Genomic DNA, 22,268 nt, shown 5'->3' on the forward strand with positions numbered 1-22,268 from the left:
GTCTCGCCTGATTTTCGGTTTGTCCTTTTCAAGGGGATACCTTCCGCAGCCGCTTTCACACGTATCGAATCTTCGGACCGGCCCAGTTCGATGCTGATCATGCGGGTAGGGGTGTTGGCGGCGGCGAGGTCTTGAAGTCGCTTTTTTTCTGCATCGGTCCAAGGTCTCCTGTGATTTTCGGGTATCATAGCAATCTCGTTGATTGGCCCCCAAGAGAATGCTGCCTGATTCTTTCAGTATGTCAAAGCAAAAAATGAATTCAGGAGCGCATAGCATGGCTGATAAAGAATAGAGTATGCATATCCGCGATGGTGAATACTTTATTAAAAAGCTAACAGCGCCCAATGGAGCGATACAACTATAACGAGCATTCTGGAATTTGGTTGTAATTCGCTCAGACCAGAGGTCGAGGCCGGCGCTACTGTAATCGCCGCTCACCATGTTGGATCGGGAAGTGCTGCCGGGACAGGCGGCAGAGGGCAACCGGCCGCGATTCCCGAAAACGCAGAACTGCGGCGGGGTGTTCTGTGCCGCGGCGTGCCTTGTTTCAGGTCCCGTTTCGGTCGCCGCCCGATAGCCGTTCGATCACGGCCAGCAGTGGACCTGTCAAAACGAACACGAAGTGCAGCCCCACCATCCAGGCCAGTTCCCTGTCCGAGTAAAGACTCACATCCATGAAGTTCTTCAGCAACTGAATGGACGAAATAGCCACGATGGATGACATCAGCTTCAGTTTGAGGCCGGTGAAATCGATCTGGCCCATCCACTCCGGAGAGCTGTTCCGCTCGTCCGCAGCTCTGGTGGAGACAAAGTTCTTGTAGCCCGAGAAGATGACGATGACGACCAGCGCGCCGATAAAGGCCAGATCGATGATCGTGAGGACGCGCAGCACCATGTATGACGGCGGCAAGGACAAGATGAGAGGCAAGAAGTCCAGCAGTTCCTTGATCGTCGTGATCAGCAACGCGATCAGGGCGACGACCAGCGCCAGGTAGAACGGCACCAGCAGCCACCGGCTTGCAAACAGCAAACGCTTGATGCCCGACTCCAGCATGCGAACTCTCCGCGATATCGGCGCCCCCACCAGTCCGATCCGGCGCGGGCAGCCGTCACCGTGTACGGGCTTCCTATGCGACCCGTATGACACCGCGCTTCGCGGAAGGTTGTGGTGCGCGCCCTGTTCCGGCGACGGGGTCGACGTCCAGCTCGCCGAGAGTATCCGGGAGATATGCTGAGTTAGCCGACGAGTCTGTCGTTCCGGGTGACGCCGTAGACCGACTGCCTCGACCTCCACACCGGTATTGTCCGAAAGCGTGCGGCTTTCAACCGCTTTCGCGAAGGCTCTATTGTGCCGTGCACAAGCAGCTTGGCAATTGCGGTGCTCTCGCCTATTATAGAATAATTCTAAAATGGAGCCTGTCGTGCTGACCGCCCTGTCTTCCCGTCGTCGTTTCTCGGACCTGAACGAGCAGGAGATTCTTGCGCTCGCCATATCCTCCGAGGAGGACGATGCCCGCATCTACCGCCAGTATGCCGAAAAGCTGCGGGGCGACTATCCCGACACCGCGGCGATCTTCGAGGGCATGGCCGCCGAGGAGGACGACCACCGCCGCAGCCTGATCGACCTGCACGAGGCGAGATTCGGCCCGGTCATCCCGCTGATCCGGCGCGAACATGTGGCGGGCTACTACACGCGCAAGCCGGTCTGGCTGTCGGCCAATCTCTCTCTGGACACGATCCGCGGCGAGGCGGCGGCCATGGAGAAGGAAGCCGAAGCCTTCTACATCCACGCCGCCGGCCGGACCATGGACGCAGCGACGCGCAAGCTGCTGGGCGATCTGGCCGCGGCCGAAGCCGGCCACGAGAAAACGGCCGAGGCTCTGGAGATTGCCCATCTGGGCGCGGATGCCAAAGCCGCCGAGGACTTCACCGAGAGGCGGCAGTTCATCCTGACCTGGGTGCAACCGGGACTGGCAGGGCTGATGGATGGTTCGGTCTCGACGCTGGCGCCGATTTTCGCCACCGCCTTCGCCACCCAGGACAGCGGGACGACCTTCCTGGTCGGCCTTGCCGCCAGCGTCGGGGCGGGGATCTCGATGGGCTTCACCGAGGCGGCGCACGATGACGGCGTTCTGTCAGGCCGCGGTAGCCCGTGGAAGCGCGGCCTTGCCTCCGGGGTGATGACCGCGCTGGGAGGACTGGGGCACGCGCTGCCCTACCTGATCCCCGATTTCTGGACCGCGACTGCGATCGCCGTCCTCGTGGTCTTCATCGAGCTTTGGACTATCGCCTGGATCCAGAACCGCTACATGGAAACGCCATTCCTCCGCGCCGCGTTTCAGGTCGTGCTGGGCGGCGCGTTGGTCTTCGCCGCGGGGGTGCTTATTGGCGGCGGATAAGCTTCCTGCCGCCTCCGACATTCAAGATGCCTGGACGCTGGCCAAAGCGAGCCGCCCGCGATTTGCCGCAGCGGAATGATCAGCCAATCCGTGGAATGTACAACGCATTGATTGACATAATTTCTTGGTGAGCGCGCTGGGGCTCGAACCCAGGACCTACTGATTAAAAGTCAGTTGCTCTACCGGCTGAGCTACGCGCTCACTCACCAATGGCGGCATATATTGCCGCGTATCCGTTTCTTCGTTTCCCGTCAAGCCTCAGTGGATGAAGGAACGTTTCGGGCCAATTGTGACCTGCCTGTCATCGGATTGCGTAATCAGATACGGAGTCGCGGTCGCCGGGTCAATATGCAAAGCGGGCTTCCCGGGCAGAAGGGCGGTTTTTGCACATATCTAGCCCCGCCCGCCGATGCTGCCGTTCAGCCTGCCGCGCCGTCGCGGATCGGTGGCTGGAAGGTCAGGCCCATGTCCCAGGGGAAGTAGATCCAGGTGTCCTGCGATACTTCCGTGATGAAGGTGTCGACCAGCGGCCGGCCTTGCGGCTTGGCGTAGATCGCCGCGTAGTGGGCCTCTGGCAGCAGCGTGTGCACCAGCGCGAGCGTCTTGCCGGTGTCGACGAGGTCGTCGACGACGAGCACGCCCCGCCCGGCGTTCTGGCTGATGGACGGCGCGATATCCTTGATCAGCCTCAGTTCGCCCTGGTTGGCATAGTCATGGTAACTGGCGATGCATACGGTTTCGATCAGCCGGATTTCAAGCTCGCGGGCGATGATCGCCGCCGGCACGAGGCCGCCGCGCGTGATGCATACCAACGCTTCGAACGGTCCCGCTTCATGCAGGCGCCACGCCAGCGCGCGGGCGTCGCGGTGAAACTGGTCCCACGAAACCGGGAATGCTTTCCGGGAAGGCGCAGTCATGTGAAAAATGCCTTTTGCTGAATCGGGAGGAGGAGATGCCGTTAGCGCGCCTTCCGGCAATTGTCCATAGTCCTGATGCACGGCCTCACGTGACGGCTGTCTGAACGCATATTATCTGGATGACTGCTGCCCGGCGGCAGGTTAGCCGGCGGCAAGCGTCATCCGCGCGACGAGCGCGATCACCTCGTTGTGCGCGGCTTCCAGCGCCTGCGCGTCGCGCGAGCGGAGCACGAGATGCGTGCCATACTGCCCGTTTTCCATGAACGGGTAGCTGCCGATCGACACCGTCCCGTGGTTTGCCGCGATCGTCGCCAGATCGGCGGCGACGTCGCCCTCCCGGCATGCCGCGCGCACTGTGCGGGACATCATCGGCACACCGGTGGCAAGCTGCGGGGCGACATTGTCGAGCATCACCTGCATGATGGCGGGAATGCCGGCCATCACGATGACATTGCCGATCCAGAAGCCGGGCGCCTTCGAGATGGGGTTGACGACCAGCCGGGCGCCGGCGGGAATGCGCGCCATCCGCCGGCGCGCGGCGTTCATGTCCTCGGGGCGGATGTATTCGAGCAGCATGGCGATCGCCCGCGGATCCTCGTCGATCGACACGCCGAAAGCGCGCGCGATGGCGTCCGCCGTGATGTCGTCGTGCGTCGGGCCGATGCCACCCGTGGTGAACACATAGGTATAGCGGGCGCGCAGCGCGTTGACGGCATCGACGATCTCGTCCTCAACATCCGGAACGACGCGCACCTCGCGAAGATCGATGCCGATCGCCGTCAGATATTCCGCGATATAGCCGCCGTTGCGGTCCTTCGTCCGGCCGGAGAGGATTTCATCGCCGATGATCAGCACCGCCGCCGTTATCGTCGCCGGCTTTGCTGCCGCCTCGATGCCTTCCGTCATCACCTTTTACGTCTCCGATCGTTGCCCGGCATGCCGCAGCGGGCCGTGGGCGGGCATTTGAGACGGCGGCCAGACAGTCAGGATCGCGCCGTCGCTCTATCCATTCTTCCGCATCAATTTACCCGAAAAGCCGATTTCCCGGTTCGATGCGCCAGAGCGCCAACCCTTCTGACGGAATCAGACCGCGCACTCAGAATTCTATATGTTGGCGCAACTTGCATCCAACCCGCTGGAGCGAATTGAATGCAAACTGCTTCAGAATCTGTCCTGTTTACGTTGAAACAGGACAGATTCTCGATTCCTTATTTTGAGCGAATTCTCATCGATCAGATGTTTCCATCTGATCGGAACGCGCTCTAGGTTTTCGGAAGCGCCGCCGGGTCGAAGCTCGTGATCATCGGCCTGGCTGCGGGCTCCACCAGCCCGGCGAGCCAGCGGGTTGGAACCTTGGTCACAAGACGGTTGTAGGCTTCCGCAGCGCGGGCATAATCGCTGCGCGCGACGACGATGCGGCTTTCGCTCTGCGCGAGCCGCCCGAGCACCGTGCTGACCGGTGGCTGCGCCCGCCGCTCCGGATAGAGCTGCATCATGTCGAGCACCTTGCCGAGTTCCACGGAAAGCGCGTCCTGCGTCGTCATGAAGGCGCGGAACAGATCGGCCGAGTAGGGCGTGCGCGCATCCGCCGCGTAGTTGATGACCTGCTGCCGCTTGTTCTCAAGGGCCGCGATCAGGTCGAGCTGCGCGGGATTGACCGCGCGCACGGCGTCAATCACATCCTGCGTCAGATAGGCGCGCAGCTTGAACTGCCGCTCCACCTCGCCCCAGGCGCTCGTCGCGCGGCTTTGCACCTGCGGCACGTTCATGAAGCGCGCGCCGACAAAGGCGAGCGCAAGAACAAGGATCACGCCAACCACGACAAAGACGCGGCTGCGGGAGGGAGCCCCCATACCTGAGATCCTGTGAGTCTGGCTTACCAAATCTCTGTGTCCGTTATCTTCGCGGAGTGGCGCTTCATCGAACAACCGATTTCAATAAAGGCCGAATCTCCGTCACATACAAGGCCGGCGCTGTCAGGCGGCGGGGTTTTCCTCAAGGTTCCGCCCGGCGGCTTCGCCTTCCAGCATCAGGCGGGCCCGGGCGCGCATCTTTTCCGTCTCGCTCTTCAGCTGCCCGCATGCGGCCAGGATGTCGCGCCCGCGCGGGGTGCGCACCGGGCTCGCGTAGCCGGCCCGGAACACGATGTCCGAGAAACGCTCGATGCTCTCCCAGTCCGAGCATTCGTAGCTCGTGCCGGGCCACGGATTGAAGGGGATGAGGTTGATCTTCGCCGGGATGCCCTTCAGCAGCCGCACGAGTTCGCGCGCGTCGGCCGGCGTGTCGTTCACACCCTTCAGCATCACGTATTCGAAGGTGATGCGCTTGGCATTGGAGAGGCCGGGATAGGCGCGGCAGGCGTCGAGAAGCTGTGCGATCGGGTATTTCTTGTTGAGCGGCACGAGCTGGTTGCGCAGATCGTCACGCACGGCATGGAGCGATATGGCCAGCATGGAGCCGATTTCGTCACCCGCGCGCTCGATCATCGGCACGACGCCGGACGTCGACAGCGTGATGCGCCGTCGGCCGATGGAAAGCCCCTCGCCGTCGCTCACCACGTCCATGGCATCGCGGACGTTGTCGAAATTGTAGAGCGGCTCGCCCATGCCCATCAGCACGATGTTGGAGACATAGCGCCCGCCGTCCGTCGGCACGAAGCCTTCTGCCGGCGGGACGGCCTCCGGCCAGTCGCCCAGCCGGTCGCGCGCGACAATGACCTGCGCGACGATCTCGGCCACGGTGAGGTTGCGCACGAGACGCTGCGTGCCGGTGTGGCAGAATGTACAGTTAAGCGTGCAGCCGACCTGGCTGGAGACGCACAGCGTACCCCGGTCTACTTCGGGAATATAGACGCACTCGATTTCCGCCCCGCGGTCGTGCGGGCCGGTGGGGGCCATGCGCATGAGCCATTTGCGGGTGCCGTCGGAGGAAACCTGCTCGGTGACGACCTCGGGACGCGCAAGCGTGTAATACGCCGAAAGCTGCGTGCGCAGGCCCTTGGCGATGTTCGTCATCGCGTCGAATTCGGTCACGCCGCGCGAATAGAGCCAGTGCCACAACTGGGTGACGCGCATCTTCAGCTCGCGCTCGGGCACGCCGATCGCCACCAGCGCGTCGCGCAGTCCGGCGCGGGTCAGACCGAGAAGAGAAGAGCGCCCGGCAGCCAACGCGCGCGCGCCGTCCGCGGCGGGTTTCCTCGCCGTGGAATGATCATTCGCGATGTCCAGCGCAACCGCCGCCATTGTCATACCGACCCCAACTGCCGATCCGAATTGTTCAGGAAAGCCGCCCTATAGCACGTCTTCACCCGAATAACCAGAGGGAGATCGCCGGTCGTGGCGTCGCGGCCCTCAGGGGCACTCGCGCGCGAGCTGCTGCAGGGCCGCGCTGACGCCGGAAAGGGAATATTCGTCGGTCAGGCTGGAGCCGCGCGCGGAGGTGGACCTGATGCTCAGTTTCGAGCCCGAGCGGAATGCGGCCAGCACTGCGGCCTCCTGCGCCGTGTCCTTCACCCAGGCGTTCTCGGCCTTGGTGACGAGGGGGAAGGACTTGCCGTCGATGACGGCCTGCGCATCCTGGCCAGGGCGCGCCGGGAAGCCCAGCACGAGGCTGATCTCGTTGCGCACCTTCTCGGCCGGGCGCGAGGAAACGAACAGATAGGCCGGGTCGCGGTTGAGACCGGCGGGCAGGCGCGCCTTCGGCTGGGTGACGGCGTAGCACACCTTCGCGCCCCCCTGTCCGGAGGTATAGACGCTCCAGTCGGAGAAGGTGCCGGCGAGCCGCGATCCGGCCTGCTGCTGCGCCTGTGCTGCCGCGCCCGTCAGTACGAACGCGAGGATCGAGGCTGCGAGAAGACCCTTGAGGGGGCGTGCCGAAGTCAATCGAATCATGGTCGCATCATACCCTTTCCAGCCGGCGGTGTCGCCGGACGTCGCATTACATCTATCACGTCATCCGCGGTGGATGCCACCCGCCGCGCCGTTTGACCGGACCGCAGATGCCGACTTGCGGCTCGTTTCGGCCATGACCTTGTCCAAGCCATGACACGGGATGGTAAAATTTCTGTCACCGGTCGCGGAGAAGCCGTCGGCGGATGCGATTTCCACCCCGGGGAGCGGGCGCCGCACCACGCGGGCATCGGCCAGGCCGCCATGCGGTGAAACGGAGCGACGGCCGGCGCGCGCCGGCTGTTCACATGTTCGGGATCAGGTCGCGGCCGGCGCCGCCGGTCGCGACCTGATGGCGGCGTGCGCGTCGTTCACCGCGTCGCGGACATTGGCCTTGAAGTGCACCAGCGGGTGGCGCACCCCGTGCAACAGCAGCGTGCGGCGCACGCCGGGCCGCGCGCCGGTGATGGAGATGATGGCGCCGCGCGCGTGCGCCTTGCGCACGAAGCCCTCGATGGTCGCGGCGGCGGTGGAATCGAGGAACGGCACGGCCGAGAAGTCGATGACGTAAGCCTTGGGCTGGCGCGCGATCTGGTCGAGCGTCGTGGCGACGGTCGCGGCCGCGCCGAAGAAGAACGCGCCCGAAATCCGCGAGACCACCACGTCCGGATCGCTCGCCTCGGCTGCGTCATATGGCAGCAGCGGGTCGCGCTCGTCGGTATCCGACGTGTCGGACGGGATGTGCGGGGTGAGGGCGGCGTTCTCCACCTCCACAGATTGCGCCATGCGATGCAGGAACAGCAGCGCGCTCAGTGTGAAGCCGACGACGATGCCTTCGATGAGGTCGCGGAAGACCGTGAGCAGGAACGTCGCCGCCAGCACCACGGCGTCGCCGCGCGAGGCGCGCAGCAGAGTGGCGACGGCGTGCTTCTCGACCATGTTCCACGCCACCGTCGCTAGCACGCCGGCAAGCGCGGCGAGCGGGATATAGGACGCGAGCGGCGCCGCGATCAGGATGAACAGCAGCAGGAACAGCGAATGCAGTATGCCCGCCACCGGCCCGTGCGCGCCGGAGCGCACGTTGGTGGCGGTGCGGGCAATGGTGCCTGTCACGCAGAAGCCGCCGAACAGGGCCGAGCCGATGTTCGCCGCGCCCTGCGCGACCAGCTCGCAGTTCGACCGGTGCCGGCGGCCCGTCATGCTGTCGGCGACGACGGCGGACAGCAGGCTCTCGATGCTGCCGAGCAGCGCGAAGCTGACGGCCGCAGGCAGCACCGCGATGACTTTTTCGAAGCTCATGTCCGGCAGGCGCGGCGCGGGCAGCGACTGCGGAATGCCGCCGAACTTCGTGCCGATGGTCTCGACCGGCAGGTCTAGCGCGAAGGTGGCCAGCGCCGCGAGCGTCACTGCGATCAGCAGGCCGGGCAGGCGCGGGCGGTATTCGCGCAGGCCAATGATGACGACGATGGTCGCGGCCGCCAGCATGAACGCCGCGAGGTTGAAGGTGGGCAGCGCATCCGCCAGCGCGGCGAGTTTCTCGAAGATCGGGCCGGGCTCCGGGCCGCTGAGCGTCAGGCCGAACAGGTCCTTGATCTGGCTTGAGAAGATGATGACCGCGATGCCCGCCGAGAAGCCGACGGTGACAGGGTAGGGAATGTATTTGATGAACGTGCCGAGCTGCAGGAAGCCGATCAGCAGCAGCAGCACGCCCGACAGCAGCGTCGCCAGGATCAGTCCGTCCACGCCCTGCGTACTGACGGTGGTCGCGACGAGCACGATGAAGGCACCGGCCGGCCCGCCGATCTGGAACCGGCTGCCGCCGAGCAGCGAGACAAGGAAACCGCCGACGATCGCCGTGTAGAGGCCCCGGTCCGGCCCGACGCCGGACGCGATGGCGATGGCCATCGACAGCGGCAGCGCAACGATCGCCACCGTGAGGCCGGCGACCACGTCGGCCTTGAAATGGGCGAACGTATAACCCTCGCGCAGGACGGTGATGAGCTTGGGCGTAAACAGTTCGACAAACGTCGGCGCGTTGCTGGCGCGGGTAGCTGTCGGCGAACGGGACATCGTGACACCTCAACGCGCGGCGTCCGTCAAGGGGGCGCCGCGCACTCTGGACGCAGGGCCGGCCATGTGCGCGGCTGAAGCTTCCTTCGCACGCCACGACCACACGCCGGATTGTCGCAGCGTGGCGGGATCGTCGGACCCAGAATGCGCCCCCGGAAGCGATGGGCTGCCGGGGTGGGAGGCGGCGGTCGCCGTTACGCGGCGTCAAACATGAACCAGACTGGTGGACGCCTGTGGCACCCGCCGGTCGGAAAACAGGCTCAGGCCGAGCCGGACGTCACCGGCGGCGAGGGCTCCTTGAGCCGCACACCGCGCCCGCCACCCTGGCTTGGCGCGTTCTCGCCAAGCAGCATCACGCCCGCCCGATCGAAAGCCTCGATGACCTTGGTCAGCGTATCCACGACGCCGCGCACGTTCCCCTCGCTCGCTTCCATCCGCTGGATGGTGGGCAGGGAGACGCCGGAAAGCTCGGCGAGCTGTCGCTGGTCAATCCCCAGCAAAGCCCGCGCGGCGCGCATTTGAGCGGCGGTAATCACGCTATAGACCCGATCTGAAACATGAACGATCCTATATCATCTATTATTTATGATGTCAAAACCATCATTATCCAGATCCCGTACATGATGCGAGGTGCCGCATGCGAGGTGCCGCGACCGCGCCGTCGGGCGACAACCGGCGCCGTTCCTGATATATTGCAGGACGACGTGAAGGCCTGCGTATGGAGGTTGGCATGACGAACACGCAATCCGGCGCTCCCGGAAAAGCCGGACAGGACGACGCGGCCCGGCGGAAGGAACTGGAAGAGCAGGAGGCGCGCGTCGACCGCCGCCTGGACGAGGAACTGGTGGAGACCTTTCCCGCCAGCGATGCGCCTTCGGTGACGCAGCCGGGCGCTGGGCAGGAGACGGGCGCCGAGGTCGAGAAACGCTGACGGACGCCGCTGTATCGGACCAGGACGCGAACAGTGTTTCTGGGGCGGTTCGTTGCATGCTGCCGGAAGTCGCCGGCCGGAGAACGAAAAAGGGAGCGCGATAACCGCGCTCCCTTGTTTTTTGATGACAGGCTGCTGGCGGATGCGTCAGCGATGCCAGCCGCCGGGATCGAACGTCCAGCCGTTGTGGCTGCGCACCCAGCGGGGATCGCGATGCCGGAAGCCGGGACGGTTGCGCACCCACTGGCCCGATCTCCACACGTAGTCGCGGCGGCGCGGGTTCCACTCCCAGAAACCCGGAACCCACACATAACCGGGGCGCGGCGGGGGCCTGCGCTCCTGGCGCGGACGCGGCGGCGCGCGGTTGGGCTGATGCGGCGGCGGCGGCCTGTTCCCGCCGGGGCGGCCGTTATGCCACTGGTCGGGGCGCTGCTGGGCCTGCGCTTCGCCAATGGCGGCCATGCCGGCCAGCGGCGCCGCAACGCCGGCGACGAGCAGGGCGCTCAGAAAATGTCGTCTTGAAACCATCATGCCACTCCTTGGGAGGTGAGTCGCTGCAATTTGCCCGGCCGGTCGCGGGGTGACGTCGGCCTGTGCCGGCCGCCCGTCTCCCCGTCCCGTTTTCCGGCCGGCTGCTCGAACCGTTTACGCTTGCAGGTTGCAGATGAATTGTTGCAATCCCGTGGCAAGAATTAGTCGTCGACGTGGAAATATATCGTTAACAGGTATAGATGAAGAAAATTTCATGTATACGAAATGCCGCTACAAAAGAAAACCAAACTATACACGTTCCTCCGGAGCCACGCCGTTTGCGAACGACCGGCGTGCTCAGTTCCCGTGCAGCGGCTCCTGCACGGGAACGAGATAGGGCGCGACAATCCGGACGCTGCGCCGCGAACCGTCGGGACCGGACGAGACGATCGTGCGCCCGTCCTTGCGGGAGAGCGGCCGGTCTTCGCCGGCGATGGCGGGGCCGATGCCGGCGGATTCGCCGCTCGCCGTCGGGACCGCCGCCGTGTCGGGGATCTCCTCCGCGTCGCCGGCCGCGGCGGGCTGTACCGCGGCCTGCCGTGCGGCGCGGGCGGCGCCGGGGCGGGAGAGTTCGTCCGCCTTTTCGGCGGTGACGATGATATCGTCGTCGTTGCGCCCGATCAGGGTTTCCGCGCCCTGCAGCGCATCGGCCCAGCTCTGGCCCGCCGGCAGGCAGGCGGCTTCGGGCACGAGGCGTTTCTGGTAGACGAGGGCGGTCGGCAGGGTGCTGTAGGGCACGCCGGAAGCGCTCTGCGCCCGCTCGATCTTGCCGCCTTCCGACATGAAAAACAGTTCGGTGCGGGTGGCCGGGCATTGCGCCTGGCACATCTGCTGTGCCTGCTCCCGTCCACGATACCGTGCGCCGAGCGGGAAGAAGTAGCCGTCGGCCAGGCGCACGCACACGGGCTGCGAGCCGCCGAGCCCGCGCTCGCCGCCTGCCGGTTTCTCGGTTGCCGGCGCGGTCGCGCGTTCGGGCGCGGGCGCGGTGGGCGGGGGTTCGTCCGCTGGCGCCGGTTGCCCGCCGCCGAAAAGCCGCTCCAGAAAGCCGCGCGGGCGCGCCGGCTCGTTGGCGCAATAACGGTCCAGCGCGGCCTGCAGTTCGCGCCGCCGCGCCTGGCTCCGCTGTCCGCCGCCCAGCCTGTCGGCGTAGGCGAGCATTTCGTTGAGGTTGGCCTGCATCTGCCGCATGTGGGTGCGCAGCGAGGAGCACTCGGCCGGCGGTCGGTAGATGTCCGTGCGCGTGCAGCCGATCTGGTCGAAGTAGGCGCGCGTGCGCTCAAGCTCGGCCCGCTGCCGCTGGGCGGCGACGGTGTACTCCTGCGCGCGCGGATCGACGGACCGGGAGATGCCGGCGAGTTCGGCCCGGTAGGCCGCGCAGTCGACGGCCTGCGCCACGGCGCCCGTGATGCCCCAACCCGTCATGATGCCGAAACCGGCCAGGGCAAGCGATGCCCGCATAGCTTTTTTCATACGTTGCGTGACCACTTGCTCGACCTGCCCGGCCGGCGCCGGGCCAACCGCATCCTGTCTGCCGCAGGGGCCCGACGAACCGTTGGCTGAAACCATCTGGTAGCATCGTTACTATAGTCGCGGCCAGCTTTTCCAGCGCTTTCGTCGGCGCCGGCGGCCGCGCCGGGGTTGAACCGGCCGCGCGATCCCGTTGGGGCGAAGGAAAGAACCAGCCGTGGGCCGGAGGCGGCGGCCGATCAAAAATTGTTTATGACGCGGCGCTTCGCCGCGCCGACGGGTCGGGATCGCCCGCGCCGTCGAGGGGCTCGGCGCTGTCGATGCCGGCGCGCTCCATGAGATGGGCGATGATTCGCTCGAAAGCCTCCAGATCGGCCTCGGGAAGCCCTTCCGTGAGTTGCTGCGAGTATTCGAGCGCCGTGGGCACGATCATGGCATAAGTGCTGGCGCCCTTCTCGGTGAGGGACAGGAACGCCTCGCGCCGGTCGCGCTCGTTGGGACGGCGCAGGAGCAGCCCGCGTTCTTCCAGCGTCGCGACGGCGCGCGACACTTTCGTCTTGTGCATCTGGCTGTGGGCGCCGATGTCGCGCGCGGTCATGGGGCCGAACTCGCCCAGTGTCGCGATCAGGCGCCACTCGGGAATGCCGAAGCCGAAACGTTCGGTATAGATGCGGTCGAGCCCGCCCGCGACGACGTGCGCGAGGACATTCAGGCGGTAGGGCAGAAAGCGGCTCAGCGCCAGCGGTTCTGCGGGGGTGTCCGTCATGCTGCCGGATCTCGCAGGTAATAAGGGAACAAACCCCGCCCGATTGTTTCAGGCGGGACAGCCAGCAATGGCATACAGCGATCCCGACGTCGCGGCAATCGCTGCTTGCGACAAATCCGCTGGCAACCGCGAAAATGTTCGGCCGGCCAACAAAACGCCCCGTTTTCCGCGCAATACGCTATATATTGTCCGTCGCGATCTGCTCCGGAGTTTTCGATGTCCTTCGTTTCCCGTCTTGCCGCCGCCGCTCTCGTGGGTGTTCTTGCCGCGGCGGGCGGCCCCGGCATCGCGCAGGCGCGTGCCGACGGGCCGGACCTCATCTTCAGGAAATCCACGGTGTGGAAGATGCTGACGCCCGACGACAAACTCGCGGTCTACGGCATCGACGATCCGGTCGTGTCCGGCGTTTCCTGCCATTACACCACGCCGGAGCGCGGTGGCGTCAAGGGCATGCTGGGTGTCGCGGAGGAGGTGTCGGACATCTCGCTCTCCTGCCATCAGGTCGGCCCGATCACCTTCAACGAAAAGTTCGCGCAGGGTGACGAAGTGTTCAGCGAACGCCGCTCGCTGATCTTCAAGCGCATGCAGATCGTGCGCGGCTGCGACGAGAAGCGCAACGTTCTCGTCTACCTCGTCTATTCCGACAAGCTGATCGAGGGGTCGCCGAAGAACTCCACCTCCGGCGTGCCCATCATGCCGTGGGGCGCGGCTGATGCGCCGCGCTGCGCCGACTGGCTGAAGCGCTGACGGCCGATCGCTGCTTCCGCCAAAATCGCCGACATTTTGTTGCGCGGGGTTGTCAGCCGTCTTCACGGTTGTTACAAGGGGTCATCGTCGGGCACATAGCCGCGACATCAGGGAGGGCGTGAGCGTGGGCATTTCCCGCTCCAAGGACACAAAAGGCCGGTCGGCCGCGGACGGTATGTCCCGCCGCGCCGATGCGCGTGTCCGCTCCCTCACCTCCGTGCTTCTTCTTTCCGGCCTCCTCCTTAGCTGCCCCTGAGGGCCGGCTGGGCTTCGCCTGGGCCTTCAGGGGATGATCGCCTTCCGCCCGGCGCACGGTTGCGTGCGCTCTGGGCAATGACGCTTTTCCGGATTCATGCATTTTCCGCCTGAAGGCGGCCCCATTCAAAGGAGACCGGCCAATGAGCACGGCAACGACGAGCGCCAAGGAGCACATCGTTATTTTCGACACCACCCTGCGCGACGGTGAGCAATGTCCCGGCGCCTCGATGACTTTCGAGGAAAAGCTGCAGGTCGCGACCGTCCTCGACGAGATGGGCGTCGATGTCATCGAGGCGGGCTTTCCCATCGCCTCCGAAGGCGATTTCGAATCGGTACGCGAGATCGCCAGAACCCTGAAGCGCTCCGTCGTCTGCGGGCTGGCGCGCGCCAACCCCAACGATATCGACCGGGCGGGCGAGGCCATCAGGCCGGCCGCGCGCGGGCGCATCCACACCTTCATCGGCACCTCGCCCCTGCACCGTCAGTACCAGTTGCAGCTCGACCAGGAGCAGGTCTACGAGCGCGCCGTCGCTTCGGTGAAGCGCGCCCGCAACTTCACCGACGACGTCGAGTGGTCGCCCATGGATGCGACGCGCACGGAGCATGACTACCTCTGCCGCATCGTCGAGGCGGCCATCGACGCGGGCGCGACCACGATCAACATTCCCGACACGGTCGGCTATGCGACGCCGGAAGAATATTACGAACTCATCCGCATGCTGATCGAGCGGGTGCCGAACGCCGACAAGGCGATCTTCTCCACCCACTGCCATGACGATCTCGGCCTCGCGGTCGCGAACTCGCTGGCGGGCGTGCGTGCCGGCGCGCGTCAGATCGAATGCACCATCAACGGCCTCGGCGAGCGCGCCGGCAACGCGGCGCTGGAGGAAGTGGTGCTGGCGATCCGCACGCGCGGCGACATCCTGCCCTACGAGACCGGCGTCGACACCACGCACCTGATGCGTGCCTCGAAACTGGTCTCGACGGTGACGTCCTTTCCCGTCCAGTACAACAAGGCCATCGTCGGCCGCAACGCCTTCGCCCACGAGAGCGGCATCCACCAGGACGGCGTGCTGAAGAACGCCCAGACCTACGAGATCATGACGCCCGAATCGGTCGGCGTCAGCAAGAACGCGCTCGTCATGGGCAAGCACTCCGGCCGCCACGCCTTCCGCGAGAAGCTGAAGGACCTCGGCTTCAACCTCGGCGAGAACGCGCTGGAGGATGCCTTCAAGCGCTTCAAGGATCTGGCCGACCGCAAGAAGGACGTCTACGACGAGGACATCGAGGCGCTCGTCGGCGACGAAATCCTGACGTCGCAGGACAGGATCAGGCTGGTGTCGCTATCGGTCGTCGCCGGCACGAGCGGGCCGCAGACGGCAGCGATCACCCTCGACATCGATGGCGTGGAGCACGAGGCGGAAGGCGAGGGCAACGGCCCGGTCGATGCGGTGTTCAACGTCATCAAGGCGCTCGTGCCGCATGACGCCACGCTGGAACTCTATCAGGTGCATGCCGTGACCGGCGGCACCGACGCGCAGGCGGAAGTTTCCGTGCGGCTGCGAACCGCGAGCGGCGAAACCACCGGCCGGGGCGCCGATCCCGATACGCTGGTCGCCTCCGCTCGCGCCTATCTCTCGGCCCTGAACCGCCTGCGGGCAAGGGGCGCGCGCACCCACGCGCACGCCACGACGCCGTAATACGCATCTCAACGAGCTTGCCTCGTCGAGGCACGGTCAAACCCGTGCGGCGCAAGAACCATCTTGACGCCGCAAAGCCCGATGCTCCCGGTCGGGGACGGGGAGTATTGGTTTAACGTGGATGCGGCCGTCATCGACGTCGTATTCGGCCGCCTCCCGTTGCTTGCGGCGGTAGGCGCGCGTTAGCCGCATCTTCACCTTTCCCGCGCATCCTGCCGGCGACAGCCATCGGGATGGGTGAGGATGGGGTTTCTGGCGCGGTTTGCGGTTTGTATCGGCATTGTCTACTGGTTCGCGCCGGAGCCCGCGGGCTATCGCGCGGGCTACGAGATGCGGCAGGAGCGGGAGCGGGCCGCCGAGGTGCTGGCCGCGCTCACCGGCCTGAGCACGCGGGACGGCGCCTCGCGTGACGAGGTCGAGGCCCTTGCCGTCGAGGCGGGAAGGATGCTCGCCGCGCTCGATCCCGAAACGCGGAAGGCGCTGATCGACCGGTACTTCGGTGCCGGCGGGGGCAACCTGTCCGCCCTGAAAGGCATGATTAACTGAAAAGGGCCGGCTTTCGCCGGCCCTGAGCGCAGTTGGCGTTTACTCCGCCGCCTCCGGGAAGGCGGGCCGCCCCTTCAGCAGGCGTTCCTGCTTGAGCCGCTCCGCCACGAGGAAGGTGACGTCGAGCGCCTGTTCGGCATTGAGGCGCGGGTCGCAATGGGTATGGTAGCGGTCCGAAAGCTGATCTTCCGTCAGCGGGCGGCCGCCGCCGGTGCATTCGGTCACGTTGCGGCCGGTCATCTCCAGATGGATGCCGCCCGCATGCGTGCCTTCCGCATGGTGGATGTTGAAGAAGCTGTCGATCTCGCTCACGATCCGCTCGAACGGCCGCGTCTTGTAGCCGCTCGCGGTGATGGTGTTGCCGTGCATCGGGTCGCACGACCACACGACCGCGCGCCCCTCCGCCTTCACCGCGCGTACCAGCGGGGGCAGGTGGTCCTGCACCTTGTCGGAGCCGAAGCGAGCGATCAGCGTCAGGCGGCCGGGCTCGTTGTCAGGGTTGAGTGCGTCGATGAGGCGCAGCAGGTCGTCAGCCTTGAGCGAGGGGCCGCACTTGAGGCCGACGGGGTTCCTGATGCCCCGGAAATACTCCACGTGCGCGTGGTCGAGCTGGCGCGTGCGGTCGCCGATCCAGATCATGTGGCCGGACGTCGCGTACCAGTCGCCGGAGGTGGAGTCGACGCGCGTCAGCGCCTCCTCATAGCCGAGCAGCAGCGCCTCGTGGCTGGTGTAGAGCTGGGTGGCACGCATCTCCGGGTTTGATTCCGGGTCGATGCCGCACGCGCGCATGAAGTCGAGCGCTTCCGTGATGCGGTCGGCGATCTCACGGTAGCGGTTCGACAGCGGGCTGTCCTTGACGAAGCCGAGCATCCAGCGATGGGCGTTGTCGAGGTTGGCGTAGCCACCGTTCGTGAAGGCGCGCAACAGGTTCAGCGTCGCCGCCGACTGGCGGAACGCCTTGAGCTGGCGGTGCGGATCAGGCGTGCGTGCTTCTTCTGTGAAGCCGATGCCATTGACGATGTCGCCGCGGTAGCTCGGCAGCGTCACGCCGTCGACGGTCTCCGTGGGCGAGGACCGCGGCTTGGCGAACTGGCCGGCGACGCGGCCGACCTTCACCACCGGCAGGCCGCCGGCATAGGTCAGCACCACGGCCATCTGCAGGAAGAGCCGCAGGAAATCGCGGATGGTATCGGCCGAATGTTCAGCGAAGCTCTCGGCGCAATCGCCGCCCTGCAGCAGGAAGGCCTTGCCTTCCGCCACCTTCGCGAGCTGGCGCTTCAACTGGCGGGCCTCGCCTGCAAAAACGAGGGGGGGAAAGGAGGCGAGCTGCTTCTCGACTGCCGCCAGCGTATCGACGTCCGGATAGGTCGGCACCTGCTGGATGGGCTTCGATCTCCAGCTCGACGGTGTCCAACGCTCGGTCATGACAGACTCTCCCACACGTATTCAGTCGAATTGCGGGGCGATACGCAGCAAGACGCCGCCCCGAAACAGGATTGCCACGTATATACGGATTGGGAACAAATTGCGAGCGGCAATTCGGCGCCGGGATGCCCGCGCGTTCAGGCGACGGGCGTGCGCAGCGTCACCAGTTCCTCCGCCGCCGACGGGTGCACGGCGATGGTGCGGTCGAAGTCGGCCTTGGTCGCGCCCATGGTAACGGCGATGCCCGCGAGCTGGATCATCTCGCCCGCCGCCTCGCCCACGATATGCACGCCGAGCACCCTGTCGCTCGCCCGGTCCACGACGATCTTCATCAGCACCCGTTCGGGCCCGCCCGAAAGCGTCGCCTTCATGGCACGGAAAGACGTGCGGAAAATCGCGACATCCGCATGCTTCTCTCGCGCCTGTGCCTCCGTGAGCCCGACGGTGCCGATCTCCGGCGTGGAGAAAACGGCCGTGGGGATGACGGAGTGATCGACCTGCCAGCTCTTGCCGCCGAACACGGTGTCGGCGAAGGCGTGTCCCTCCCGGATGGCGACGGGCGTCAGGTTCACACGGTCCGTGACGTCGCCGACGGCATAGATGGAAGGGACATTGGTGCGGGAAAAGCCGTCGACCGGGATGGCGCCGTTGGGCTTCAACGCGACGCCCGCCGCGTCGAGCCCGAGGCCCCCGACGTTCGGCCGGCGGCCGATGGCCGACAGCACGGCGTCGACCGTCATCGTCGTGCCGTCCGAAAGGCTGACCTCGATCGCCGATCCGTCCTGCGCCCGGCCCAGGCCGCTCACTGTGCGCCCCGCGAGCAGGCCGATGCCCCGTGCCGTATAGGCCGTCTCCAGCGCCGCGCGCACGTCCTCGTCAAAGCCGCGCAGCAGCTTCTCGCCGCGATAGACGAGCGACGTCCGCGCGCCGAGCCCGGCGAAGATGCCGGCGAACTCGACCGCGATATAGCCCGCGCCGATCACCAGCACCCGCTGCGGCAGCGTGTCGAGATTGAACGCCTCGTTCGAGGTGATGGCAAGTTCGATCCCCGGAATGGAGGCGTCGCGCACGGGCATGGCGCCGGTCGCGACGAGAATGGTCGCGGCGCGGATGCGTGCACCCGTGGAGAGCACGCGCACCGTATGCGCATCCTCGATCACTGCCCGGCTCCGCACGATCGATACGCCCGCCGATTCGAGGTTCGCCGCGTAGACGTTCTCCAGCCGCGTGATCTCGGCGTCCTTGTTGCGGATCAGCGTCGCCCAGTCGAACGACGTTTCGCCCACGTGCCAGCCGAAGCCGGCCGCATCCGCGAACTCGCCCGCGAAGCGGCTTGCGTAGACAAGAAGCTTCTTCGGCACGCAGCCGCGGATGACGCAGGTGCCGCCGTAGCGGAACTCTTCCGCAAGCATGACCCTCGCGCCGTGATTCGCCGCGATGCGGGCTGCCCGCACTCCGCCGGAGCCGCCTCCGATGACGAACAGGTCGACGTCGAACGTATCCATGACCCAATCTCCCAGGCAGCGCGCGGCGGGCGAGCGCGCCGCCCTGTCAGCATCGCATCGTCGTCAGATATCGCGACCGTGTCAAATATCGTGACCCTTCTTGCGCATTTCCTCGCGCGCGCGGCTGACGATGAAGGCCGACACATCCCCGACCCACGTGTTCATCGCGCCGAACAGATCCTCCAGCACCAGCGGCTGGGTGGCGACATACTGCTGCCCGGCCGTCGACTGGAAGAACGCGCGGATTTCGGTCAGGTTCTGCTCGTTGATGCGGTTGGCCAGGATGCGCGCCGAGGCAGTCAGGATATCCTGCTTGCGCGCCTCCAGCTCGGGCTTCAACTGCTCCAGCACGGCGTTGAGGTCGGCGGAAATCTCCGGCCGGGTGATGTATGTCTGGCGGACCTGGTCGGCGAAGGTCGGCAGCATGCCGTCGAACGTGCGCGCGATACCGGACAGGATGACGACGTCGCGGGCCACATCGACGTGGCTCTGCGAGAGTGCCGGAGAGGACGGCAGGCTGGTCGCCGGCTGCTGCTGCTGCGCACGCGCCGGGAGCGCCGAGGCCGCGACGCCGGCGGCAAGGGCGCAGGACGCGACCGCGCCCAGAAAAAGATGTCGTGCGGAAAGACGGTTGAAGACGGGACTTTTCATTGGGATCTCCTGAGTGCAGAACAGCGGCCGTGCCGGACGAAAACAAATCCGCCGCTCTACCTCTTTGCCTGTGCGTTGAATGGAGCCAAGAAGGGTATCCGTTCCGGGGTTCGATGCGTCAGGCGGGCTTATCAGAATTTTTCCAGATCGGTAAGGCCCGATGATGGCCCGATCTGCGTGCGGATGCGGGATCAGCCCGCGCTGTTCTCGATGACGACGACGCCCCCTTCCGTCGCGAGAAACGCCGTCGAGCACATCCCGATGAAGAGACCGTGCTCCATGACGCCCGGGACGGCATTGAGCGCGGTCGCGAGCGTCTCTGGCTCGTGGATGACGCCGAACGCGATGTCGAGGATGTAATGGCCGCCGTCGGTGACGAAGGGGACGGCGCCCGCGCGGCGCAACGTCACGGCGCCCTGGCTGCCGAAGTGCGCCGCGATCTTTTCCACCGCCGCCTGCGTCGCCGCGAGGCCGAAGGGCACGACCTCGACGGGCAGCGGGAAGCGGCCGAGGCCGGCGACGCGCTTCGAGGCATCGGCGATGACCACCATGCGGGCACTGGCGGCGGCCACGATCTTTTCGCGCAGCAGCGCGCCGCCGCCGCCCTTGATGAGGCGCAGGCGGTCGTCGAGCTCGTCCGCGCCGTCAACGGTGAGGTCGAGCCGCGGCGTCTCGTCGAGCGTGGTCAGGCGGATGCCCTCCGCCTCCGCCTGGGCGCGGGTCTCCTCCGAGGTGGGAACGCCGACGACATGAAGGCCCTGGCGGACGCGATCGCCCAGCAGTGCGACGAAATGGCGCGCGGTCGAACCGGTGCCAAGCCCCAGCCGCATGCCTGGTTCCACGAGTTCGATGGCGCGCGCGGCGGCCTCGCGCTTCAAGGTTTCGCTCACTCGGCATCCTCCTGCGGTTACTGGGCCGGGGTGGTGGGGGGCTGCGGCGCGTGGTTGCCGTTGGAGATGTCCGTCTGCGACTGCGTTCCGGCCTGGCCGGGGGCGGCAGGGCCGGACTTGTCGGCGGCGCTCAACTGGGGCGTGCAGACCACGTGGATGTTGAACACATAGCAGCTGCTGATCTCGCCCGTGCGGTAGTTCACCCGGAAAACGCCGCTCTCGCGCGTGTGGTTGGAGGGAACCAGCCCGTATTCGCCGAGTGCCTGCGGCCCCGCGCCCTCGCCGGCCGGGAAACAGAAGGTGACGCCGATCGTGCCTTCCTTCAGGCCGTACTGGCAGGCGCCGACCTCTCCCGTCGCCGTGTTGACGCGGTAGATGCGGTTCAGGTCCGCCTGCGGCGCGGGCGCGAAGGCGAAAGGCGCCGCACCGCTCAGCAGGACGAGCGCGAAGACGCCGCCCAATACCCTGGATGCCAACGGCAGACAGGCTGAGGCGCGGCGGCGGCCATCCGCCGGGGATGCCGTCTCTATGGGCAGCGATCGATAAGTGGGCGATCGACAAGTGTCCGTCATGAAGGTGCCTCTCAAGAAGATGTCCGTCATGGCACGTTCGCCCGTGAACGCCCGGCGGCCCGACCGGCCGTTCATAGCATTCCTCGCCTCCGCCGTCAGCCACCGGACGCGGATTCCACAGGATGCCGGCAGCATCGGCGCCGGTTTAGCGCTGTTGCCGGCCGCCCGCGCAGCGCCTATAGTCCGCGCGACGTTCCTTCCCTCATACAGCGACGAAATCCGACCATGTCCGACAATGAGCGCCCGATTGCCGTATTCGACCTCGATGGCACGCTTGCCGATACGGCGCCCGATCTCATCGCGGCCCTCAACGCGGTGCTGACTGAAGAGGACGTGCCGCCGCTCGGCGTCGCGGAGGCGCGCGACCTGATCGGCGCGGGTGCGCGTTCGCTCATCCAGCGCGGCCTGCAGGTGGCCGGCCACACCACGATTGACGATGCCCGGCTGGAGCGGATGTTCCGTTCCTTCCTCGCCCACTACGGCGAGCACCTCAACGACCACACGACGCTGTTTCCCGGCGTCACGGAATCGCTCGACAGGTTCGCCGATGCGGGCTGGATACTGGCCGTCTGCACCAACAAATACGAGAATCACTCGCTGCAGTTGCTCGATCTGCTCGGCATTGCCGACCGCTTCACGGCCATCTGCGGCCGCGACACCTTCCCCTATTTCAAGCCCGACCCGCGCCACCTGACACTCACGATCGAACGCGCCGGGGGATCGCCGCGACAGGCGATCATGGTGGGCGATTCGCAGACCGACATCAAGACCGCGCGCGCTGCCGGCATCCCGGTCGTGGCCGTGCCTTTCGGCTACAGCGACATCCCGGTGGCCGAACTGGCGCCCGACCGGCTGATCAACCATTTCGACGATCTGTGGACAGCGGCGGTGGAAATCACCGGTTACGGCCAAAAGCAGCCGAAAACGACGCTTTCATGAACGAGACCGCTTGACGGAAGGCACGGAGCTTCTTAGAAGGCATGTCACACGCTCCGCGCAGCAAACA

Annotated in this window: 22 protein-coding genes and 1 tRNA gene; 6 read left to right on the plus strand and 17 right to left on the minus strand. The window is 65.8% G+C overall.

All coding sequences use genetic code 11. The annotated features are described in order from the left end of the window. Nucleotides 1-547: 547 nt before the first annotated feature. The gene (locus FHS82_RS01520; RefSeq protein WP_166947994.1) at nt 548-1,054 is read right to left on the minus strand and encodes a TIGR00645 family protein; all 507 of its coding nucleotides are present in this window, start codon (nt 1,052-1,054) and stop codon (nt 548-550) included. 367 nt (nt 1,055-1,421) lie between these two features. Between FHS82_RS01520 and mbfA the strand changes: the two genes are divergently transcribed. Beyond that, nucleotides 1,422-2,399: an iron exporter MbfA gene (gene mbfA / locus FHS82_RS01525; RefSeq protein WP_166947997.1), complete on the plus strand. Its 978-nt coding sequence runs from the start codon at nt 1,422-1,424 to the stop codon at nt 2,397-2,399. Nucleotides 2,400-2,524: 125 nt separating this feature from the next. Here mbfA and FHS82_RS01530 read toward each other — a convergent pair. From FHS82_RS01530 to FHS82_RS01565, 8 genes are all read right to left on the minus strand, one after another. Beyond that, a tRNA-Lys gene (locus FHS82_RS01530) sits at nt 2,525-2,600 on the minus strand. Between the two features lie 218 nt (nt 2,601-2,818). Continuing rightward, nucleotides 2,819-3,316 carry a xanthine phosphoribosyltransferase gene (gene gpt, locus FHS82_RS01535; protein WP_166948000.1) on the minus strand — a complete coding sequence of 166 codons (498 nt, stop codon included), beginning with the start codon at nt 3,314-3,316 and terminating at the stop codon, nt 2,819-2,821. Between the two features lie 141 nt (nt 3,317-3,457). Next, complete coding sequence (locus FHS82_RS01540; protein WP_166948016.1) at nt 3,458-4,222, minus strand: competence/damage-inducible protein A; 765 nt, start codon at nt 4,220-4,222, stop codon at nt 3,458-3,460. A gap of 356 nt (nt 4,223-4,578) precedes the next feature. Beyond that, nucleotides 4,579-5,169: a LemA family protein gene (locus FHS82_RS01545; RefSeq protein ID WP_166948018.1), complete on the minus strand. Its 591-nt coding sequence runs from the start codon at nt 5,167-5,169 to the stop codon at nt 4,579-4,581. A gap of 123 nt (nt 5,170-5,292) precedes the next feature. After that, nucleotides 5,293-6,558, minus strand: a complete 1,266-nt coding sequence (gene rlmN, locus FHS82_RS01550) for a dual-specificity RNA methyltransferase RlmN (protein WP_166948883.1) — start codon at nt 6,556-6,558, stop codon at nt 5,293-5,295. A gap of 108 nt (nt 6,559-6,666) precedes the next feature. Further along, nucleotides 6,667-7,206, minus strand: coding sequence for an invasion associated locus B family protein (locus FHS82_RS01555; protein WP_166948020.1), 540 nt, complete (start codon nt 7,204-7,206; stop codon nt 6,667-6,669). 315 nt (nt 7,207-7,521) lie between these two features. Continuing rightward, complete coding sequence (locus tag FHS82_RS01560) at nt 7,522-9,273, minus strand: SulP family inorganic anion transporter (protein WP_166948022.1); 1,752 nt, start codon at nt 9,271-9,273, stop codon at nt 7,522-7,524. 260 nt (nt 9,274-9,533) lie between these two features. Next, nucleotides 9,534-9,809 carry a helix-turn-helix domain-containing protein gene (locus tag FHS82_RS01565; protein WP_166948024.1) on the minus strand — a complete coding sequence of 92 codons (276 nt, stop codon included), beginning with the start codon at nt 9,807-9,809 and terminating at the stop codon, nt 9,534-9,536. Between the two features lie 194 nt (nt 9,810-10,003). Here FHS82_RS01565 and FHS82_RS01570 point away from each other — a divergent pair, with 194 nt between their 5' ends. Then, nucleotides 10,004-10,204, plus strand: coding sequence for a hypothetical protein (locus tag FHS82_RS01570; protein WP_166948026.1), 201 nt, complete (start codon nt 10,004-10,006; stop codon nt 10,202-10,204). A gap of 147 nt (nt 10,205-10,351) precedes the next feature. Here the strand turns inward: FHS82_RS01570 and FHS82_RS01575 are convergent, their stop codons facing one another. The 3 genes from FHS82_RS01575 to FHS82_RS01585 form a co-directional block, all read right to left on the minus strand. Further along, nucleotides 10,352-10,732 carry a twin-arginine translocation signal domain-containing protein gene (locus tag FHS82_RS01575; RefSeq protein ID WP_166948028.1) on the minus strand — a complete coding sequence of 127 codons (381 nt, stop codon included), beginning with the start codon at nt 10,730-10,732 and terminating at the stop codon, nt 10,352-10,354. Between the two features lie 300 nt (nt 10,733-11,032). Beyond that, nucleotides 11,033-12,193: a DUF2865 domain-containing protein gene (locus FHS82_RS01580; protein ID WP_166948030.1), complete on the minus strand. Its 1,161-nt coding sequence runs from the start codon at nt 12,191-12,193 to the stop codon at nt 11,033-11,035. 259 nt (nt 12,194-12,452) lie between these two features. Continuing rightward, nucleotides 12,453-12,968: a MarR family winged helix-turn-helix transcriptional regulator gene (locus tag FHS82_RS01585; protein ID WP_166948032.1), complete on the minus strand. Its 516-nt coding sequence runs from the start codon at nt 12,966-12,968 to the stop codon at nt 12,453-12,455. 216 nt (nt 12,969-13,184) lie between these two features. On the opposite strand from FHS82_RS01585, the gene FHS82_RS01590 reads away from it, so the two are divergent. From FHS82_RS01590 to FHS82_RS01600, 3 genes are all read left to right on the plus strand, one after another. Next, on the plus strand, nt 13,185-13,715 hold the full coding sequence (locus tag FHS82_RS01590) for a CreA family protein (RefSeq protein WP_166948034.1): 531 nt from the start codon (nt 13,185-13,187) through the stop codon (nt 13,713-13,715). 398 nt (nt 13,716-14,113) lie between these two features. Next, entirely contained in the window at nt 14,114-15,673 is a 1,560-nt protein-coding gene (locus tag FHS82_RS01595) for a 2-isopropylmalate synthase (RefSeq protein WP_166948036.1), read from the plus strand. 243 nt (nt 15,674-15,916) lie between these two features. Next, complete coding sequence (locus FHS82_RS01600; RefSeq protein ID WP_166948038.1) at nt 15,917-16,219, plus strand: hypothetical protein; 303 nt, start codon at nt 15,917-15,919, stop codon at nt 16,217-16,219. A 39-nt stretch (nt 16,220-16,258) separates the two neighbouring features. Here the strand turns inward: FHS82_RS01600 and FHS82_RS01605 are convergent, their stop codons facing one another. The 5 genes from FHS82_RS01605 to FHS82_RS20880 all read right to left on the minus strand — a co-directional run bounded on the left by FHS82_RS01605 (nt 16,259) and on the right by FHS82_RS20880 (nt 21,292). Then, complete coding sequence (locus FHS82_RS01605; RefSeq protein WP_166948040.1) at nt 16,259-17,644, minus strand: class II 3-deoxy-7-phosphoheptulonate synthase; 1,386 nt, start codon at nt 17,642-17,644, stop codon at nt 16,259-16,261. A 137-nt stretch (nt 17,645-17,781) separates the two neighbouring features. Next, nucleotides 17,782-19,149: a glutathione-disulfide reductase gene (gene gor, locus FHS82_RS01610; RefSeq protein WP_166948042.1), complete on the minus strand. Its 1,368-nt coding sequence runs from the start codon at nt 19,147-19,149 to the stop codon at nt 17,782-17,784. Between the two features lie 81 nt (nt 19,150-19,230). Continuing rightward, nucleotides 19,231-19,800, minus strand: coding sequence for a DUF2059 domain-containing protein (locus FHS82_RS01615; RefSeq protein ID WP_166948044.1), 570 nt, complete (start codon nt 19,798-19,800; stop codon nt 19,231-19,233). A 191-nt stretch (nt 19,801-19,991) separates the two neighbouring features. After that, a complete protein-coding gene (gene rpiA, locus FHS82_RS01620) occupies nt 19,992-20,630 on the minus strand; it encodes a ribose-5-phosphate isomerase RpiA (protein ID WP_246225025.1) in 639 nt (212 codons plus the stop codon). 77 nt (nt 20,631-20,707) lie between these two features. Next, nucleotides 20,708-21,292 carry a hypothetical protein gene (locus FHS82_RS20880; protein WP_208394030.1) on the minus strand — a complete coding sequence of 195 codons (585 nt, stop codon included), beginning with the start codon at nt 21,290-21,292 and terminating at the stop codon, nt 20,708-20,710. Between the two features lie 195 nt (nt 21,293-21,487). On the opposite strand from FHS82_RS20880, the gene gph reads away from it, so the two are divergent. Then, on the plus strand, nt 21,488-22,201 hold the full coding sequence (gene gph / locus FHS82_RS01630; RefSeq protein ID WP_166948048.1) for a phosphoglycolate phosphatase: 714 nt from the start codon (nt 21,488-21,490) through the stop codon (nt 22,199-22,201). Nucleotides 22,202-22,268: the final 67 nt, after the last annotated feature.

The organism is Pseudochelatococcus lubricantis, from assembly GCF_011762225.1.
Lineage (GTDB): Bacteria > Pseudomonadota > Alphaproteobacteria > Rhizobiales > Beijerinckiaceae > Pseudochelatococcus > Pseudochelatococcus lubricantis.